The 18794-nt window shown below is 69.4% G+C and carries 12 protein-coding genes; 9 read left to right on the plus strand and 3 right to left on the minus strand.

Annotated features, from left to right (window positions below):
• The first annotated feature begins 117 nt into the window (after positions 1–117).
• Complete coding sequence (locus tag FQY83_RS12500) at positions 118–897, plus strand: DeoR/GlpR family DNA-binding transcription regulator (protein ID WP_146388292.1); 780 nt, start codon at positions 118–120, stop codon at positions 895–897.
• Positions 898–998: 101 nt separating this feature from the next.
• Here the strand turns inward: FQY83_RS12500 and FQY83_RS12505 are convergent, their stop codons facing one another.
• On the minus strand, positions 999–2126 hold the full coding sequence (locus tag FQY83_RS12505) for an amidohydrolase family protein (protein ID WP_146388293.1): 1128 nt from the start codon (positions 2124–2126) through the stop codon (positions 999–1001).
• Between the two features lie 113 nt (positions 2127–2239).
• Here FQY83_RS12505 and FQY83_RS12510 point away from each other — a divergent pair, with 113 nt between their 5' ends.
• From FQY83_RS12510 to FQY83_RS12530, 5 genes are read left to right on the plus strand one after another with little or no spacing between them, the layout of a single operon-like run.
• Positions 2240–4333: a glycoside hydrolase family 36 protein gene (locus FQY83_RS12510; protein ID WP_146388294.1), complete on the plus strand. Its 2094-nt coding sequence runs from the start codon at positions 2240–2242 to the stop codon at positions 4331–4333.
• Complete coding sequence (locus tag FQY83_RS12515; RefSeq protein WP_146388295.1) at positions 4330–5241, plus strand: DMT family transporter; 912 nt, start codon at positions 4330–4332, stop codon at positions 5239–5241. The genes FQY83_RS12510 and FQY83_RS12515 overlap by 4 nt, the downstream gene beginning before the upstream one ends.
• Positions 5242–5257: 16 nt before the next feature.
• Positions 5258–6550 (plus strand): D-tagatose-bisphosphate aldolase, class II, non-catalytic subunit, encoded by a 1293-nt coding sequence (locus FQY83_RS12520; protein WP_146388296.1) that lies wholly within the window; start codon positions 5258–5260, stop codon positions 6548–6550.
• Entirely contained in the window at positions 6537–7700 is a 1164-nt protein-coding gene (locus tag FQY83_RS12525; protein WP_146388297.1) for an SIS domain-containing protein, read from the plus strand. Before FQY83_RS12520 ends, FQY83_RS12525 begins: the two co-directional genes overlap by 14 nt.
• Positions 7697–8668, plus strand: a complete 972-nt coding sequence (locus FQY83_RS12530) for an N-acetylglucosamine kinase (protein WP_146388298.1) — start codon at positions 7697–7699, stop codon at positions 8666–8668. Before FQY83_RS12525 ends, FQY83_RS12530 begins: the two co-directional genes overlap by 4 nt.
• Before the next feature lie 193 nt (positions 8669–8861).
• Here FQY83_RS12530 and FQY83_RS12535 read toward each other — a convergent pair whose 3' ends face one another.
• Both FQY83_RS12535 and FQY83_RS12540 read right to left on the minus strand, forming a co-directional pair.
• Positions 8862–12017, minus strand: a complete 3156-nt coding sequence (locus tag FQY83_RS12535) for a multidrug efflux RND transporter permease subunit (protein WP_146388299.1) — start codon at positions 12015–12017, stop codon at positions 8862–8864.
• A gap of 6 nt (positions 12018–12023) precedes the next feature.
• Positions 12024–13205: an efflux RND transporter periplasmic adaptor subunit gene (locus FQY83_RS12540; protein WP_146388300.1), complete on the minus strand. Its 1182-nt coding sequence runs from the start codon at positions 13203–13205 to the stop codon at positions 12024–12026.
• Between the two features lie 240 nt (positions 13206–13445).
• On the opposite strand from FQY83_RS12540, the gene FQY83_RS12545 reads away from it, so the two are divergent.
• From FQY83_RS12545 to FQY83_RS12555, 3 genes are all read left to right on the plus strand, one after another.
• On the plus strand, positions 13446–14183 hold the full coding sequence (locus FQY83_RS12545; protein ID WP_146388301.1) for a TetR/AcrR family transcriptional regulator: 738 nt from the start codon (positions 13446–13448) through the stop codon (positions 14181–14183).
• Positions 14184–14212: 29 nt separating this feature from the next.
• Positions 14213–15403, plus strand: coding sequence for an efflux RND transporter periplasmic adaptor subunit (locus FQY83_RS12550; protein WP_146388302.1), 1191 nt, complete (start codon positions 14213–14215; stop codon positions 15401–15403).
• 156 nt (positions 15404–15559) lie between these two features.
• Positions 15560–18742, plus strand: a complete 3183-nt coding sequence (locus tag FQY83_RS12555) for an efflux RND transporter permease subunit (protein WP_146388303.1) — start codon at positions 15560–15562, stop codon at positions 18740–18742.
• Positions 18743–18794: the final 52 nt, after the last annotated feature.

Genomic DNA, 18794 nt, shown 5'->3' on the forward strand with positions numbered 1-18794 from the left:
GGTGGCGGCGAGGTGGCTTAACGAAACGAAACCGAGCCTATACCATGTTTCGTTTAGCATCAATAGCGAAATTTAACGAAATGTCCCATACTTGCTGACAGGTAAGGAAGGGACCCCATGGCCGCCAGCCGCGACACCAGCCAGAGACGCCTGCAGATCAGCGAACTCGTGCGCCAGCATGGCAGCGTGCAGGTCACCGCGCTGGCCCGGCGCTTCGGCGTGAGCATGCAGACGGTGCGCAAGGATCTGCGCTACCTCGCCGAGCGCGGGGTCATGGCCCGCGCCTACGGCGGCGCGATCGACAGCCACGTGGTCGGCGGCGCCCTCGCCGAGCCGCCCTACGAGGCCAAGCGCACCACCCACCTGGACGAGAAGCGCCGCATCGGCCAGCGCGCCGCGGCCCTGGTCAAGCCCGGCGACACCATCGCCATCGATTCGGGCACCACCGCGATCCAGCTCGCCGAGGCGCTGCCGAACATCGAGGTGACCGTGGTCACCAACGATTTCGGCGTGCTGACCGCGCTGACGCCGAAGAACAACATCCACATCGTCATGCTCGGCGGTGAGCTGCGCCGCAAGAACATGGCCTTCTATGGCGGCCTCACCGTCGAGGCGCTCGATGCACTGCACGTGGACCGGCTGTTCCTCGGCGTCGACGGCTTCGACCTGGAGCGCGGCATCACCACGCACTACGAGCCCGAGGCCATGCTCAACCGCAAGATGGTCGAGGCCGCGCGGATCGTGGTCGCGATCACCGACAGCTCGAAGTTCGGCACCGTCTGCCTGCACCGCATCATCCCGGTGACCGAACTCAACGCGCTGATCACCGACACCGGTGCGCCGGAAGACGTGCGCGAGGCCAGCCGGCAGTTCGGATTCGAGCTGCTGCTGGCCTAGCATCCGCGGCCGCTCCGGCCACGCGACGATTGAACTGTCATCCTGCCGGATGGCGTCATCCCGTTGGACGGCCCACCCCTTGCGCCGCCTGCTGCACGACATCAACCGCCGCGTCCTTCCCGCAGGAACACGCGCCGTGCGTTGGCGTGATAGATCTTGTCGATCACCCCGCGCGGCAGCGCCAGCCCCGGCACGTCCGCGTCGATCATGTCCACGCGCTGCGACTCACCCGTCGCCAGGTAGCGCCAGTCCGAGGTCCACACGGCGTGCGCCGAAGCCTTGAATTCGGCCGGATCCGACGCCGGATCCTGGGTCAGGTCGGTGCCGTAGAGGATCCGGTCCTGGTGGCGGATGAAGAAGTCGCGCACCCGCTCGCGGTCGCGCACCGACTGGTACTGCACCTGGCTCATGCGCGCGGCGAGGTCGACCGTCGCGTCCGGGAACCGGTCGAGGAAGGCGCCCAGCCGATCCACGTCGTACTCCAGGCTGGCCATGTGCGCGCCGACGAAGCGCAGGCCCGGATGCGCGGCGACGAAGCGGTCGCGCGCCGCCATCTGGTCCTCGTAGGACGGCTGCTCCGGGTGCAGGTACATGTGGTACTGCGGATGGTTGCGGAAGTACTCGCGGTCGTTCTCGGTGGTCATCTGCTCCAGCGGCAGCCAGCAGTTGTGCGGCTCGCCCTGGTGGCCGACCAGGGCCACGTCCAGCGCGCGGATGCGTTCGGCGACGGGCGCGAGCGCGGGATGGTCGAGCATGATCAGCGCGCCGGCGGCGTCCTTCTCGATCATGCCAACGTTCTTCCAGATCTTCACCGCGACCGCGCCCTGCGCCACCGCGCCGCCGATGTCCTCTTCGACCGCCGCCGCCCAGCCGGGCGAACCGAAGCCCTGCATCGAAAAGGTCGTCGCCCAGTGGAAACGCGACGGCTCCGCCTGCGCCAGCGCGAGCGCGGCCGCGCGCTGTTCCATGATCGTCGGGAAATCGGGGTAGTCGACGTTGATCGACAGCAGCTCGAAGCCGTCCGCCTGCGCCTGTTCGAGCAGGGCCGGCTGCACGGTGTTGGCGTGGACGTGCGCGTCGAACTTCGGCACGCGCGCGAAATCCTTGATCGCATAGGGCAGGTCGTCGGCGGGCGCGGGCCGTACCGCGGAGGAAGGCGCGGCGGACTCGCCGCAGGCCGCGAGCGCGACCAGCAGGAGGGGAAGGCAAACGGGAAAGCGGGCGCGCATTGCCGATCATCCGGTAATGTAACGAAACTTATATATAACATATCGCAACAAAATTGTTGCATCCTTGGGTTCGCTGGCGCAGAATGCCGGCGCACTCCTTCGGATCGCCCGCCATGCCACCGATTGGACGCCGCACCGTCCTGAAGCTCGCTTCAAGCACCGCCGCCCTCGCCGCGCTCCCCTGGGCGTCCGCCGCGCGTGCCGAGCCCTCCCACTCGGCACGCGCGGTGGCGCACGACGACCTGCTCTCGATCGCCTTCGACGCGCAGCTGCGCACGTCGATCTCCCGCGCCGGCACCGCGCTCACCCCGTTCCAGCCGAGCGAAAGCCTGCTGCTGGCGGACGACGGCACGGTCGAGGCCTTCGCCTTCGTCGACGAGCGCATCGAGCCGGTCGCCGACGCCCGCCACGGCGCCGGTCGCCGGCACGTCGTCCGCGGCCGTTCGCGCGAAGGCGTCGACAAGACCGTCGAGGTCACCTTCTTCGAGCGCTACCCGGGCATGGCGATCCTCGTCGCGACCTACCGCAACGGCGGCAGCGCACCGCTGGCGGTCGCCGGCTGGCGCAACGCCGCGCACGAACTGGCGCACGCGCCGGGCGGATTCTGGAGCTTCTCCGGCGCCACCCACGAGGATCGCCGCGACTGGGTGCAGCCGCTGGACGCGGATTTCGACCAGCGCAACACCCTGGCGATGGACGCCGAGGACTACGGCGGCGGCACGCCGCTGGCGAACGTCTGGCGCCGCGACGCCGGCCTCGCCGTCGGCCACGTCGAACCGGCGCCGAAACTGCTCGACCTGCCCGTGCGCAGGACCGCGGGCGGCGCCAGCATCGCCGTCGAAGGCGCCAGGGCGATCACGCTGGCGCCGGGCGAATCGTTCGCCACCGAGCGCACCCTGCTGTGCGCGCACACCGGCGACCACTTCGCGCCGCTGCAGCTCTACCGCGGCTTCATGCAGGACCAGGGCGTCGCCGCGCAGCCGGTGCCGGAATCGGCCTTCGCGCCGATCTGGTGCGCCTGGGGCTACGAACGCGACTTCACCACCAAACAGGTGCTGGACACCCTGCCCAAGGTGCGCGAGATGGGCCTGGAGTGGGCCGTGCTCGACGACGGCTGGCAGACCAACGAAGGCGACTGGGCGCTGGATCCGCGCAAGTTCCCGCGCGGCGACGCCGACATGCGCGAGTTCGTCGCCGCAATCCGCGCACAGGGCCTGCGCCCGCGCCTGTGGCTGGCGCCGCTGGCGGCCGACCCGGGCAGCGACGTGCTGCACCAGCATCCGGACATGCTGCTGCTCGACGAGTGGGGCAGCTTCCAGAAGGTCAGCTGGTGGAACGCGCTCACCCAGTGCCCCGCCTACCAGCCGACCATCGATTACTACGTCGCGCTGGTGAAGAAGATCATCGGCGACTGGGGCTTCGAAGGCCTCAAGCTCGACGGCCAGCACCTCAACGCCGTCGCGCCCTGCTACAACCCGGCGCACAAGCACGCGCACCCGACCGATTCGTGCGAGAAGCTGCCGGAGTTCTGGGCCGCGATCCACAAGGCCGCGCGCGACGCGAATCCCGAGGCGGTGGTCGAACTCTGCCCCTGCGGCACCGCGTTCGCGTTCCACAACCTGCCGGCGACCGACCAGTTCCCGTCCTCCGACCCGCTGTCCTCATGGCAGGTGCGGCACAAGGGCAAGACGGTGAAGGCGCTGATGGGCCACGGCAGCAGCTATGCCGGCGACCACGTCGAACTCAGCACCGGCGGCCGGGACTTCGCGTCGAGCGTCGGCATCGGCGCGGTGATCTCGACCAAGTTCACCTGGCCGCGCGACACCGACCGCCCGAACCCCGGCCCGCTGCCGCCCGAAGGCTTCGTGCTGACGCCGGAGAAGGAAGCGCTGTGGCGCAAGTGGATCGACCTCTACAAGCAGCACATGCTGCCGAAGGGCGAGTACCTCGGCGCGCTGTACGACATCGGCTTCGACAGGCCCGAGGCGCACGCGATCGCGAAGGACGGCGCGCTGTACTACGCGTTCTACGCAGACGCCTGGGACGGCCCGCTGCAGCTGCGCGGCCTCGGCAAGGGCCGCTGGCGCGTGCGCGACCTGTTCAACGACGCCGACCTCGGCGCCGTGGACGCGCGCGCGGACACGCTGCAGGCGTCGTTCGAGGACTTCCTGCTGCTGCAGGCCACGCCGGAGGGCGAGGCCGCATGAGCACTGCACTCGCGCAGCCCAAGCGCGCATGGGTCGCCTACGCCCTGGTCACGGTGGCCCTGTGGGGCGCCTGGGGCGCGCTGGCGGGATTGTCGGCCGAGCACGGTTTCCCCGACACGCTGGTGTACTGCGTGTGGGCGCTGACGATGATTCCGCCGGCGCTGTTCATCCTCTGGCGCGCGGGCTGGCGGCTCGACCGCAGCCCGCGCGCGGTCGGCTACGGCATGGCCATCGGCCTGCTCGGCGCGGGCGGACAGATGGTGCTGTTCAAGGCGCTGACCATCGGGCCGGCGTATTTCATCTTCCCGATCATCTCGCTGTCGCCGGTGGTGACCATCGCGCTGTCGTTCGCGCTGCTGCGCGAGCGCACCGGCCGGCTCGGCGCGCTCGGCATCGTGCTGGCGCTGATCGCGCTGCCGATGCTCGACCTGTCGTTCGGGCGCGGCGATTCACAGGGGCTGGGCTGGTTCCCGCTGGCGCTGCTGATCATGGCCGCGTGGGGCGTGCAGGCCTACTTCATGAAGCTCGCCAACAACAGCGTCAGCGCCGAGAGCATCTTCTTCTACATGATGCTCGGCGCCCTGCTGCTGGTGCCGGTGGCGTGGCGCATGACCGACTGGACGCAGCCGGTGAACCTCGGCCTCGACGGGCCGTGGATGACCGCCGCGATCCAGATCCTCAACGCGATCGGCGCGCTGACCCTGGTCTACGCGCTGCGCTACGGCAAGGCGATCGTGGTCGCGCCGCTGACCAACGCCGGCGCGCCGCTGGTGACCGCGGTGCTGTCGCTGCTGTTCGCCGGCGTGCTGCCGGGACCGCTGAAGGCGGTCGGCCTGGTGCTGGCGCTGGTGGCCTCGCTGCTGCTGGTGCTCGAACCCGAACGCGATCCCCCGGCACCGGCCCACTGAACGGATACACGACGCCATGCATGCAATGCTCGACCTGATCGAACGGCACAAACGCGGCGAAGCCCTCGGCATCGCCTCGGTCTGCTCCGCGCACCCGATCGTCATCGAGGCCGCGCTGCGCCACGCGCTGCGCGTCGATGCGCCGGTGGTGCTGTTCGAGGCGACCTGCAACCAGGTCAACCAGGACGGCGGCTACACCGGCATGACACCGGCGGACTTCGTGCGCTTCGTGCACGGCATCGCCGATGCGGTCGGGTTCGACCGCGCGCGCATCGCGCTCGGCGGCGACCACCTCGGGCCGAACCCGTGGACCGCGCTCGACGCCGCCGCCGCGATGGACAAGGCCGAAACGATGGTCGAAGCCTACGTCGCCGCCGGCTTCCGCAAGATCCACCTCGATTGCTCGATGGCCTGCGCCGGCGATCCGGTGCCGCTGCCCGAACCGGTCATCGTCGAGCGCGCCGTGCGCCTGTGCCGCGCCGCCGAAGCCGCGCACGCACACGCGGGCGGCGAGCCGCCGGTCTACGTCATCGGCACCGAAGTCCCCGTGCCGGGCGGCGCAACCGAGGCGATCGAAGGGCTGGAGGTGACCGCGCCCGAGGCCGCGCTGGCCACCATCGCGGCGCATCGGGAAGCCTTCGCCGCCGCCGGGCTCGGCGACGCTTGGACGCGGGTGATCGCATCCGTGGTGCAGCCGGGCGTCGAGTTCGACCACCACGACGTCGTCGACTACCGACCCGAGGCCGCGCGCACGCTCAGCGACGCGATCGCGGGCGTGCCGGGCATGGTGTTCGAGGCGCACTCCACCGACTACCAGACGCGCGAGGCGCTGGCCGCGCTGGTGCGCGACCACTTCGCCATCCTCAAGGTCGGCCCCGGCCTCACCTTCGCCCTGCGCGAGGCGCTGTGGGCGCTCGACGCGATCGAACGCGAGACGATCGAACCCGAGGCGCGCGCGAACCTGCGCGAGGTCGCGACCGCGCGCATGCGCGAACGCCCCGAGTACTGGCAGCGTTACTACCACGCACAGGGCCGGCAGCTCGACATCGACCTGTCCTGGAGCCTGAGCGACCGCATCCGCTACTACTGGCCCGATCCCGCGATCGAGCAGGCCCGCGAGCGCCTGTTCGCCAACCTGCGCGACCGGCCGCCGCCGCTGCCCCTGCTCAGCCAGCACCTCCCCCACGCCCTGCACGCGCTGCGCCACGGACGCGCCACCCGCGACCCGCACGCGCTCGTCATGGCGCACGTGACCACCGTCCTCGATGATTACCACCGTGCCTGCCATCCCCACCATGACCACCGTTGAACACCTGGGCGTTCCCGAGACGGAACTCGCCGCTTCGGGCGCGCTGTGGACCGCGCGCGAGATCGAACAGCAGCCGCGCATGCTCGAACGCACGCACGCACTGCTGGCAGGCCTGCGCGATCGGATCGAAGCCTTCGTGGCGCCGGTCGCCCGCGACCCGGCCGCGCGCATCATCCTCACCGGCGCCGGCACCTCGGCCTACATCGGCCAGTGCCTGGCGCCGCTGCTCGACCGGCAGCTGGCCGCCCGCGTGGACGCCGTACCGACCACCGACATCGTCAGCTGCCCGCGCCTGCACCTCCACCCCGACCAACCGCTGCTGCTGGTCTCGTTCGGCCGCTCGGGCAACAGCCCGGAAAGCTTGGCCGCGGTCGAACTGGCCGAAACCCTGGTGCGCGACGTGCGCCACCTGGTGGTGACCTGCAACCCCGAAGGCGCGCTCGGCCGCGTCGCCGCGCGCCGGGCGATGACGCTGCAGCTGCCGGAGGAAACCCACGACACCAGTTTCGCCATGACCTCCAGCTTCAGCTGCATGATGTACGCCACGCTCGCCGCGCTGGCGGGCACCGACGCGCTGGAAAGCCGCATCGCGCCGATCGCGGCGGCCATGGCGCGCGTGATCGTGGACGCGCGGCCGGCGCTGCAGGAACTCGCGCTGCGCGGCTTCGATCGCGTCGTCTACCTCGGCAGCGGACCGTTCCAGGGACTGGCGCGGGAAGCCTGCCTGAAGCTGGGCGAGCTGACCAATGGTGCGGTTGCGACCTGCTTCGATTCCCCGCTCGGCTTCCGCCACGGACCCAAGACCTTCGTCACCGAACGCACCCTGGTCGTGGTGTTCGTCTCCAACGACGCGCCCACCCGCGCCTACGACCACGACCTGGTCGACGAGTTGCGCCAGGACGGCTGCGCCGCGCGCGTGATCGAGGTCAGCGCGCGGCCGCGGCCGCAGGCGGCGCGCGACACGCTGGCGGTGGCGGGCATGGATTCTGCGCAGGACGTCGACCTGCTCTGGCCTTACGCCGCGGCCGCCCAGGTCTACGCCTTCCTCGCCTCGCGCGCGCTCGGGCTGTCGCCGGACACGCCCAACCGGCAGGGCACGGTGAACCGCGTCGTGCAGGGCGTGCGCATCCATCCGCTGGCCGACGGATGAGCGTGGACTGCTACCTCGGCGTGGACGGCGGCGGCACCAAGACCCGCTTCGCCCTGGTCGACGCCGACGCGCGCCTGCTCGCCGAGGCGCAGTGCACGACCACCTACCATCCGCAGGTCGGCCTCGACGGCGTGCGCGCCACCCTGGCCGACGGCCTCGAGCGGGTGCTGCACGTCGCGGGCAGGGCGCGCGACGACATCCGCCACGCCTTCTTCGGGCTGCCCGCCTACGGCGAGGACAGCCGCGTCGCGCCCCTGCTCGACGCCCTTCCGCGCGATCTCCTCGGCCACGACCGCTACGCCTGCGACAACGACATGGTCTGCGGCTGGGCCGGCTCGTTCGCCTGCGCCGACGGCATCAACATCGTCGCCGGCACCGGCTCGATCGGCTACGGCCAGCGGCGCGGTGTCGCCGCGCGCGCCGGCGGCTGGGGCGAAGCGTTCTCGGACGAGGGCTCGGCGTACTGGATCGCCGCGCAGGGCATGAACGCGTTCTCGCGCATGAGCGACGGCCGCCTGCCGAAGGGTCCGCTGCACACCCTGCTGCGCGAGCGCCTGCAGCTGGAGCACGACCTCGACCTGTGCGCCCGCGTCTACGGCGAGCAGGCCCTGTCGCGCGGCGAACTCGCGCAGCTCTCGCCGCTGGTGGCCGAGGCCGCACGGCAGGGCGACGAAGCGGCAGACGACATCTTCCATCGCGCCGGCGCGGAGCTCGCGCGGATCGCCGATGCGCTGCGCGGCGCGCTCGCGTTCGCCGACGGCGAGCGCGTTCCCGTCTCGTGGTCGGGCGGCGCCTTCAGCGCAGGGGAGCTGCTGCTGGCGCCGTTCACGCGCGCGCTGCAGGCCTGCAGTCTGACGTTCGAACCGCACGCGCCCCTGCATGCACCGCATTTCGGCGCTGCGCTGTATGCGATGCATCTGGCAGCCGGGCGCGATGCGGCAACCGCAAGTCCACCTTCGTCGCCATGAAAACCAAGGCAGATCTTGCCGTCATCCCCGCGTAGGCGGGGACCCAGTGTCTTTGCCTTGAGCGATCGGGCCGACGGAAGATCGCACTGCCAACTATCCCTGTCGTGAAAGACGCTGGATCCCCGCCTGCGCGGGGATGACGACTGAAACGATGCAGCCCGCCCCGGCATCGGGGCGAGCGAGTGCCATCGCATCAACCGTGCGGCTGCGACAGCTGCTTCCGCGGCAGCGGTTCGTCCATCCTGTCGCCGAGCATGCGCCGCACCGCGACGAAGAACACCGGGATCAGCAGCAGGCCGAGGAAGGTCGCGAACAGCATGCCGCCGATCACGCCGGTGCCGATCGCGTGGCGGGCGTTGGCGCCGGCGCCAGAGGAGATCGCCAGCGGGGTGACGCCGAGGATGAAGGCCATCGAGGTCATCAGGATCGGACGGAAGCGCAGGCGCGCGGCCTCGACCACCGCCTCGCGCAGGGTCTTGCCGGCGGCGCGCTCGAGCACCGCGAACTCGACGATCAGGATCGCGTTCTTCGCCGCCAGGCCGATCACGGTCACCAGGCCGATCTTGAAGAAGATGTCGTTCGACAGCCCGCGCATCATCGAGAACACCACCGCGCCGAGGATGCCCAGCGGCACCACCAGCAGCACCGAGACCGGGATCGACCAGCTCTCGTACAGCGCCGCCAGGCACAGGAACACCACCAGCACCGACAGCACCAGCAGCAACGTCGCGGTGTTGCCGGCGATGATTTCCTGGTACGACAGGCCGGTCCAGTCGTAGCCGATGCCCTGCGGCAGCTGTTCGGCGACGATGTCCTCCATCGCGCCCATCGCCTCGCCCGAACTGCGGCCCGGCGCCGGCGAGCCGTTGATGTTCACCGCCGAATAGCCGTTGTAGCGGGTCAGCGACGGCGTGTTCATCGCCCACTCCGACTTCACCACGTTGCTCAGCGGGATCATCGCCGCGTTGCCGTCCAGCGATTCCTGCGTCGAGGGCGAGTAGAAGCGCGAGAACGCCTCCGGCCCCATGCGGAAGGGCGCGTCGGCCCGCATGATCACGCGCTTGATCCGGCCCTCGGAGAAGTAGTCGTTGACGTAGACCGGCGCCAGCATCAGCTGGATCGCGTTGTACACGTCGCCGACCGACAGTCCCATCGCCTCGGCCTGCGCACGGTCGACGTCGAGCTGCAGCTGCGGCGAGTCGGCCAGCGTGTTCGGGCGCACGCCGGTGAGCAGGTCGGGCTGCTGCGCCGCGGCGCCGAGCAGGGTGTCGCGCGCCTGCCCAAGCGCCTCGCGGCCGAGCCCGGCGCGGTCCTGCAGATACATGTCGAAGCCGCCGAACTGGCCCAGGCCCTGGATCGTGGGCAGGTTGACCACGAAGATCGAGGCGTCGCGGATGCCGTACAGCGCGCCATTGGCCTGCTGGATGAACTCGGGCACGGTCACGTCGCGCTCGTCCCAGTGCTTGAGCCGGACGAAGGCCATGCCCACGTTCTCGCCCTGGCCGACGAAGCTGAAGCCGGCGATCTGCATCATGCCCTCATAGCCGTCGATGTTCTCGAGCGTACCGCGCACCTGCTCGAACACCGCCTGCGTGCGCTGCAGCGTCGCGCCGGGCGGCAGCTGCACGATGACCATCGCGTAGCCCTGGTCCTCCTCCGGCACGAAGCTCCCGGGCAGCCGCGTGAACAGCACGCCGCAGGCGACGGTCAGCGCCGCGAACACGACCATCCAGCGCGGCGCATGCCGCACCGCACTGCCGATGTGGCCGACGTAGGTGTGGCTGACGCGGTCGTAGGCCTTGTTGAAGTTGCGGACGATCCAGTTTTCCTTCTTCTCGCCGTGCGCGGCGTGCTGCTTGAGGAAGGTCGCGCACAGCGCCGGGGTGAAACCGAGCGCGAGGAACGCGGAAAAACCCATCGCCATCGCGATGGTGATCGCGAACTGCTTGTAGATCTCGCCCGAGGCGCCGCCCTGCAGCGCGCTGGGGATGAACACCGCCGCCAGCACCACGGTGATCGCGACCACCGCGCCGGTGATCTGGCCCATCGCCTTCTCGGTCGCTTCCACCGGCGGCAGCTTTTCCTCGGCCATGATCCGCTCGACGTTCTCGATCACCACGATCGCGTCGTCGACCACGATGCCGATCGCCAGCACCATCGCGAACATCGTCAGCTGGTTGATGGTGAAGCCGATCAGGCTCAGGCCGAGGAAGGTGCCGAGCAGCGCGACCGGGATCACCAGGGTCGGGATGATCGTGGCGCGGATGTTCTGCAGGAACAGCAGCATCACCAGGAACACCAGGATCACCGCCTCGATCAGCGTCTTGACCACTTCCTCGATCGAGATGCGCACGAAGGTGGTGCTGTCGAAGGGCGTGTACCACTCCACGCCCGCGGGGAACGAAGTCTGCAGCTCGTCCATGCGCGTGGTGATGGCCTCGGCCACCGCCAGCGCATTCGCGCCCGGCTGCAGCATGATCGCCACCGCGCCGGTCGGCTGGCCGTTGAACCTGGCGTCGAAGCCGTAGCCCTGGGCGCCGACTTCCACGCGCGCGACGTCGCCCAGGCGCACGATCGCGCCATCGCCGTCGGCGCGCAGGATGATCTCGCGGAACTGCTCGGGCGAGCTGAAGCGGCCTTCCGCGGCGACCGTGGCGGTGAAGCCCTGTCCTTCCGGCGCGGGATCGGCACCGATCGAGCCGGCGGCGAACTGCGCGTTCTGCCCCCGCACCGCCGCCAGCACCTGCGACGCCGACAGTCCGAAGCCCTGCAGCTTGTCCGGGTCGAGCCAGACGTTCATCGCGTACTCGGAGCCGAAGTGCTGGGTGTTGCCCACGCCCGGCACGCGCGCCAGCGGTTCGAGGATGCGCGAGGCGATCAGGTCGTTGAGCGCGTTGCGGTCCATCGCCGGATCGCTCGAGCGCAGGCCGATCACCATCAGGAAGCCGCTGTTGGCCTTGGCCACGACCACGCCCTGCTGGGTCACTTCGGTCGGCAGCCGCGGCGTCGCCAGGGACACCTTGTTCTGCACCTGCACCTGGGCGATGTCGGGATCGGTGCCGGTCTCGAAGGTCAGCGTGATCGAGACGCGGCCGGACGAGCTCGAGGTCGAATTGAAGTACAACAGGTTGTCGATGCCGGTGAGCTGCTGCTCGATGACCTGGGTGACGGCCTGCTCGGCGGTCTGCGCGTCGGCGCCGGGATAGGTGGCGTTGACGGTCACCTGCGGCGGCGCGACGTTGGGATACGACTCCACGCCCATGTTGAGCAGCGCGATCACGCCGCTGAGCGAGATCAGGATCGCGATGACCCAGGCGAAGACCGGGTGGTGGATGAAGAACCGGGACATGGCGGCTCAGCCTTCCGCGGATTCGGCGGCGGGCGTCGCTTCCGTCGCGGGCGTTTCGCCGCCGGCCGGCAACTTCGGCTGCGCGCCGGCGGGCGTCCAGGGCACGGCATTGGCGGGCGCGCCGTCCTGCACCTTCTGCAGGCCCGAGACGATCACCTGCTCGCCGCCCTGCAGGCCGGCGCCGACGATCCAGTGGCCGCCTTCGGCGCGTTCGAGCGTGACGTCCTTGCGCGCGACCTTGCCGTCGCCGCCCACGACCATGACGTAGGCGCTCTTCGCGTCGCGCTGCACCGCGGCCTGCGGGATCGCGTACACGCCCTGCAGCTGGCCCAGCTTCGCGCGCAGGGTGACGTAGGTGCCGGGCAGCAGGCGGGCGTCGGGATTGGGGATCAGCGCGCGCATCGAGATCGCGCCGGTCGCCGGATCGACGACGTCGCCGGAGAAGTCCAGGGTGCCGGCATGGCCGTAGACGCTGCCGTCGGCCAGCACCACCTCGACGATCGATTCGGCGCCCGGCGCGGACTGCGCCTGGCGGATCTGCTCCAGCTCGCCGACGCCGACCGAGAAGTTGGCGTACAGCGGATCGATCTGGTCGACCGTGGTCAGCAGGGTCGCGTCGCCCTGCCCGACCAGCGCGCCCTCGGTGACCCGCTGCTTGCCGGCGCGGCCGCTGATCGGCGCGCGCACGGTGGCGTAGCCGAGGTTGATGCGGGCGGCGTCGACCGCGGCCTTGCCGGCCTGCACTGCGGCGGCGGCGCTGCGCTCGGCGGCGAGCGCGTTGTCGAGGTCGGACTTGGACACGTAGTTCTGCGGCGCCAGCTGGCGCGCGCGGTCGGCGTTGGCCTTGGCGTTGGCATAGTTCGCCTGCGCCTGCGCCTGCGAGGCCTGCGCGGTGCCGAGCGCGGCCTGCAGCGGCGCCGGATCGATCAGGAACAGCACGTCGCCTTCCCTGACGTCGCTGCCCTCGGTGTAGACGCGCTTCTGCAGCACGCCGGGCACGCGCGCACGCACGTCGGAGCTGCGGAAGCCGGTCAGGCGACCGCCCAGTTCGCGGGTCAGCGGCAGGTTGGCCGGCTTCGCCTCGATCACGCCGACTTCCGGCGGCGGCGGCTGTTGCTGGGCCTGTTCGCCGCCGCAGGCGGCCAGCAGGAGGACGAGGAGGGGCGTGGGGGCGAGCAAGCGGCGCATTCGGGCAATCCCTGTCTGTTGCCGCGCGGTGGCGCGGAGGGGGTCTCGGGCGTGGATTTAATTTCTGTACCGCGCAGTATACTAGTTGGAAAGGTGAACAAACCCCTGCCATTGGTCAGGCACACGTCACCTTTCCGGGCGCCCCGGCGGCGATGGGGACGGACGGTCGGGCTGGAGGCTGGATCATGGAATGAATCTGGTTCACAATTCCCCACCCCCGAGCCGCACCGCCCCTCCCCCATGGCCACCATCGACCGCAGGCAGCGCGAACTCGCGCAGCGCGAGGCACTGTTCCTGGACAAGGCCCAGGAGCTGATCCAGCGCGACGGCCTGCTGAACCTGCAGGTGTCGAAGGTCGCCGAGGAGTGCGAGTACGCGATCGGCACCCTGTACAAGCATTTCGCCAGCAAGGAAGACCTGCTGGTGGCGCTGTCCACGCGCAACTGCCTGGACCGGGTGGAACTGTTCGAACGCGCCGCGCGCTGGAACGGCCCGACCCGTGACCGCATCGTCGCGCTCGCGCTGGCCGACCTGATCGTGCTGCGCGAACAGCCCGAGCATTTCCGGCTGGCCCAGTTCGTCTGGACCGACGTGGTCTGGGGCGCCGCCTCGGAAGGCAGCCGGCGGCGCGCGCTCGAGGCCTGCGAGCCGCTGGCCACGCTGGTGGACGGCATCGCCGCGCAGGCGCGCCGCGACGGCGACCTGCCCGCCGGTTTCGCGCTGTCGGACGAACGCCTGACGATCGGCCCATGGATCCTGTGCCTGGGCATGCATACTCTGGCGCAGCAGGAGGGACTGCTCGATCCCGACGACATCGGCGATCCCTACCGCCTGCTGTTCAAGCACCTGCACTACCTGCTCAACGGTTACGGCTGGCAGCCCCTGTTCGACCCCGGCGACGACGCCGCGCTCGACCGCATGATCGAGCGCCTGTGCCGGGACGTCTTCGACGCCCCCTGCCCGTACCCCGCCCGCTGACCTCCATCTCTCCCCCCGGAACCCCCGCCATGTCCAAAACGCCCGCCCCGCGAAAGCCGAAGTTCGCGCTGCGCCTGATCCTGATGCTGCTGGCCACCTTGCTGGTGTTCGGCGGCGTGTTCGCCGTCAAGGCGATCATCGGCGCGCAGACCAACAAGTTCTTCGACAACATGCCGCAGCCGGCAGCGGCGGTGAGCGCCTACGTCGCGACCACCGAGCGCTGGTCGGACGATTCGGAAGCGGTCGGCACCTTCGTCGCCGTCAACGGCACCGACGTGACCACCGAGGCCGGCGGCGTGGTGCGCGCGATCGAGTTCGAGGCCGGGCAGCCGGTCAGGGCCGGCGAGGTGCTGGTGCGCCTGAACACCGACAACGAGCTGGCCACGCTGAAGTCGCTGGAGACCTCGGCCAAGCTGGCCAAGGTGCAGGCCGAGCGCTGGCAGCAGCTGGGCAAGGACAAGCTGGTCTCGCTAGACGAAGTGCAGCAGCGCGTCGCCGCGTCGGCCAGCGCGCAGGCCCAGGCCGACGCGCAGCGCGCGCTGATCGCGCAGAAGACGATCCGCGCGCCGTTCAGCGGCGAACTCGGCATCCGCCGGATCAACCTCGGCCAGTTCGTCAATCCGGGCGACCCGATCGTCAGCCTGCAGCAGCTCGATCCGATCTACCTCGACTTCAGCCTGCCCGAGCAGCAGATGGACAAGCTCAAGCCCGGCACGACTATCCGCGCCACGGTCGATGCCTTGCCCGGCCAGGTGTTCGAGGGCCGGGTGACCGCGGTCGAGCCGCGGGTCGATCCGAACACGCGCAACTTCACCGCGCAGGCCACCGTCGACAACCCCGACGGCCTGCTGCGCCCGGGCGCGTTCGCGCACGTGGGCTTCGCGACCGGCGGCGAGCGCGAGGTGGTGGTGATCCCGCAGACCGCGGTCAGCTTCAATCCCTACGGCAACGCGGTGTTCGTGATCAGCAAGACCGCGCGCAAGGAAGGCGAGACCGACATGCAGGGCAATCCGCTGACCGGCGACAAGTTCATCGTCACCCAGCGCTTCATCAAGACCGGCGCGACGCGCGGCGACCTGATCGCGGTAACCGAGGGCCTGAAGCCGGGCGACCAGGTGGCGACCAGCGGCCTGCTGAAGCTGCGCAATGATGCGGAAGTGACGATCAACAACAAGATCCAGCCGACGGCCGACGCGAAGCCGGAGGCAGAGAACAGATAAGAACGGCAGCCTCGCGCAAGCGAGGCTTCCCATTTCCTTCCCCTTCAAGGGGAAGGCAAGGATGGGGATGGTGTTCCGTAGCGCCGAAACGGAGCACCGCACCCCAGGCCCCCACCCCGACCCTCCCCCGCAAGCGGGGGAGGGGGAGTTCCAGCCATGAAATTCACCGACATCTTCATCAACAAGCCGGTGCTGGCGATGGTCGTCAGCCTGTTCATCCTGATCTTCGGGCTGCGCGCGTTCACCGAGTTGAACGTGCGCCAGTACCCGGAGCTGCGCAACGCCGTGGTCAACGTCAGCACCGTGTACTACGGCGCCGACGCCGACCTGATCCAGGGCTTCATCACCACGCCGCTGGAGCGCGAGATCGCCAGCGCCGAGGGCATCGACTACCTGAGCTCGACCAGCTCGGCCGGCGTCAGCACGATCCAGGCCTACATCCGCCTCGACCAGGACCCGAACGAGGCGCTCACCCAGATCGCGGCCAAGGTCAACAAGATGCGCGGCCAGCTGCCGCCCGAGTCCGAGGACCCGGTGATCGACCTGCAGCAGGGCCAGCAGATCGCGGCGATGTACGTGTCCTTCGCCAGCGAGACGCTCGACAACAACCAGATCACCGACTACCTGACCCGCGTGGTGCAGCCCAAGATCGTCACGGTGCCCGGCGTGCAGCGCGCCGACATCATGGGCGCGGGCACGTTCGCGATGCGCGTATGGCTGAAACCCGATCGCATGACCGCGCTCAAGGTCACCGCCAGCGACGTCGCCGCGGCGCTGCAGTCCAACAACGTGCTCTCGGCGGTGGGCTCGACCAAGGGCCAGATGGTCGCGATCGACATGACCGCGCGCACCGACCTGCGCAACGCCGAGGAGTTCCGCAAGCTGGTGATCCGCGAGCAGGACGGTGCGATCGTGCGCCTGGGCGACGTCGCCGACGTGGCGTTGGGCTCGGAGAACTACGGCACCTCGGTGCGCATCAACGGCGAAGCGGCGACCTTCATGGGCATCTTCGTCTCGCCCGACGCCAATTCGCTGGACGTGATCCGCGACGTGCGCCGGCTGTGGGACGACGAGCTCGTGCCGCAGCTGCCCGAAGGCGTCATCGCGACCATCCCCTACGACAGCACCGAGGCGATCCAGGACGCGATCAACGAGGTGGTGAGCACGATCGTCGAGGCGGTGGTCATCGTGATCGTGGTGATCTTCCTGTTCCTGGGCAGCATCCGCAGCGTGCTGATCCCGGCGGTGACGGTGCCGCTGTCGCTGGTCGGCTCGCTGTTCCTGATGCTGCTGATGGGCTTCACCATCAACCTGCTGACGTTGCTGGCGATGGTGCTGGCGATCGGCATCGTGGTCGACGACGCGATCATCGTGCTGGAAAACATCCATCGCCACATCGAGGAGGGCATGTCGCCCTTCGACGCGGCGATCAAGGGCGCGCGCGAGCTGGCGTGGCCGGTGGTGGCGATGACCACGACCCTGGTCGCGGTGTACCTGCCGATCGGCTTCCAGGGCGGCCTCACCGGCATCCTGTTCACCGAGTTCGCCTTCACCCTGGCCGGCGCGGTGCTGCTGTCGGGCGTGATCGCGCTGACGCTGACGCCGATGATGAGCTCGAAGATCCTCAAGGCGCACGGCGACGGCAGCAAGGGCCGGCTCGAGGCCTGGCTGGACCGGCAGTTCGACCGCCTGCATCACGGCTACCAGCGCAAGCTGCATGGCGCGCTGGAGACGAAGTCGATCATCGCCCTGTTCGGCGCCATCGTGCTGGTCTCGTGCGTGTTCCTGTACATGACCGCGCCCAAGGAGCCGGCACCGCTGGAGGACGAGGGCTTCATCTTCTCGATAGCGCAGGCCGACCCGACCGCGACGCTCGACTACGTCGAACGCTACACCGAGGAGGTCACCGAGATCGCCGCGGCCGTGCCCGAAGTGCAGGACTACTTCCTGTTCAACGGCGGCTTCGGCGGCGCCGGCGGCGGCGCCAGCCCGATGGCGATGGCCGGCTTCGTGCTCAAGCCCTGGAGCGAGCGCGGCCGCTCGACCAAGCAGGTGCTGGAGCAGGACCTGCAGCCGAAGATCAGTGAAATCACCGGCCTCAACACCTTCGCCCTGGTCCCGCCCTCGCTGCCCAGCGCGGGCGGCGACGGCGGCGGTGAATTCATCATCGGCGGCGTCGGCGAGCTCAGCCAGCTCAGCGAACTGGCCGACGCGATCCTCGCCCGCGCGATGGACAGCAAGCGCTTCATCTTCCTCGACAAGGACCTGAAGATCGACAAGCCGCAGATCGAGGTCCAGATCGACCGCGACAAGGCGGCCTCGCTCGGCATCGACATGCGCACGCTCGCGGCCGACATGGCGGCGATGCTCTCGGGCGGCTACACCAACCGCTTCGCGATGCAGAACCGCTCCTACCTGGTCATCCCGCAGGTGCAGCGCAGCGATCGGCTCAACGCCGCGCAGCTGCAGAACTACTACACCCGCACCCGCGACGGCGAGCTGATCCCGCTGTCGACCCTGGTGACGCTGAAGGAAAGCACCCAGCCGCAGTCGCTCAAGCGCTTCCAGCAGCTGAACTCGGTGTCGATCACCTTCGCCCCGCGCCCCGGCGTGAGCAAGGGCGAGGCGCTGGCGATCCTCGACCAGGCGGCGAAGGAAGTGCTGCCGCAGGGCTACAGCGTCGACTACGCCGGCGAATCGCGCCAGTTCAAGCAGGAGGGCTCGGCGATGCTGATGACCCTCGGCCTGGCGCTGATCGTGATCTTCCTGGTGCTGTCGGCGCAGTTCGAGAGCTTCCGCGACGCGCTGATCATGCTGCTGACCGTGCCGATGGCGATCTGCGGCGCGCTGCTGACGCTCAACGTGCTGGCGATCGTCGGCGGCATCCTCGGCTTCTCCGGGATCGAGGCCTTCCCCGGGATGAGCATCAACATCTACACCCAGGTGGGGCTGGTGACGCTGGTGGGCGTGATCTCCAAGCACGGCATCCTGATCGTGGAGTTCGCCAACAAGCTGCAGATCGAACAGGGCCTGTCCAAGCGCGAGGCGATCGAGGAGGCCACCGCGATCCGCCTGCGCCCGGTGCTGATGACCACCGCCGCGCTGGTGTTCGCGATGATCCCGCTGCTGTTGGCCAGCGGCCCGGGCGCGGCCTCGCGCTTCTCGATGGGCACGGTGATCGCCTCGGGCATGACCATCGGCACGATGTTCACCCTGTTCGTGCTGCCGGCGTTCTACCTGTACCTGGCACGCGACCATGCGCATGACCGCGACTACGAGAAGTCGTCCGCGCAGGACGGGGAGCCGCAGCTTCCGCCGCCTGCGCCGCAGCACGGCTGACGGCAGGAGCGGTCATCCGTAGCCTTGCCGTCATCCCCGCGAAAGCGGGGAT

It is taken from the genome of Luteimonas marina (assembly GCF_007859325.1).
GTDB classification, from domain to species: domain Bacteria; phylum Pseudomonadota; class Gammaproteobacteria; order Xanthomonadales; family Xanthomonadaceae; genus Luteimonas; species Luteimonas marina.

Coding starts and splice junctions, on each gene's coding strand:
- FQY83_RS12500 (WP_146388292.1), top strand. CDS start 118: ATGGCCGCCAGCCGCGACACCAGCCAGAGACGCCTGCAGATCAGCGAA.
- FQY83_RS12505 (WP_146388293.1), bottom strand. CDS start 2,126: ATGCGCGCCCGCTTTCCCGTTTGCCTTCCCCTCCTGCTGGTCGCGCTC.
- FQY83_RS12510 (WP_146388294.1), top strand. CDS start 2,240: ATGCCACCGATTGGACGCCGCACCGTCCTGAAGCTCGCTTCAAGCACC.
- FQY83_RS12515 (WP_146388295.1), top strand. CDS start 4,330: ATGAGCACTGCACTCGCGCAGCCCAAGCGCGCATGGGTCGCCTACGCC.
- FQY83_RS12520 (WP_146388296.1), top strand. CDS start 5,258: ATGCATGCAATGCTCGACCTGATCGAACGGCACAAACGCGGCGAAGCC.
- FQY83_RS12525 (WP_146388297.1), top strand. CDS start 6,537: ATGACCACCGTTGAACACCTGGGCGTTCCCGAGACGGAACTCGCCGCT.
- FQY83_RS12530 (WP_146388298.1), top strand. CDS start 7,697: ATGAGCGTGGACTGCTACCTCGGCGTGGACGGCGGCGGCACCAAGACC.
- FQY83_RS12535 (WP_146388299.1), bottom strand. CDS start 12,017: ATGTCCCGGTTCTTCATCCACCACCCGGTCTTCGCCTGGGTCATCGCG.
- FQY83_RS12540 (WP_146388300.1), bottom strand. CDS start 13,205: ATGCGCCGCTTGCTCGCCCCCACGCCCCTCCTCGTCCTCCTGCTGGCC.
- FQY83_RS12545 (WP_146388301.1), top strand. CDS start 13,446: ATGGCCACCATCGACCGCAGGCAGCGCGAACTCGCGCAGCGCGAGGCA.
- FQY83_RS12550 (WP_146388302.1), top strand. CDS start 14,213: ATGTCCAAAACGCCCGCCCCGCGAAAGCCGAAGTTCGCGCTGCGCCTG.
- FQY83_RS12555 (WP_146388303.1), top strand. CDS start 15,560: ATGAAATTCACCGACATCTTCATCAACAAGCCGGTGCTGGCGATGGTC.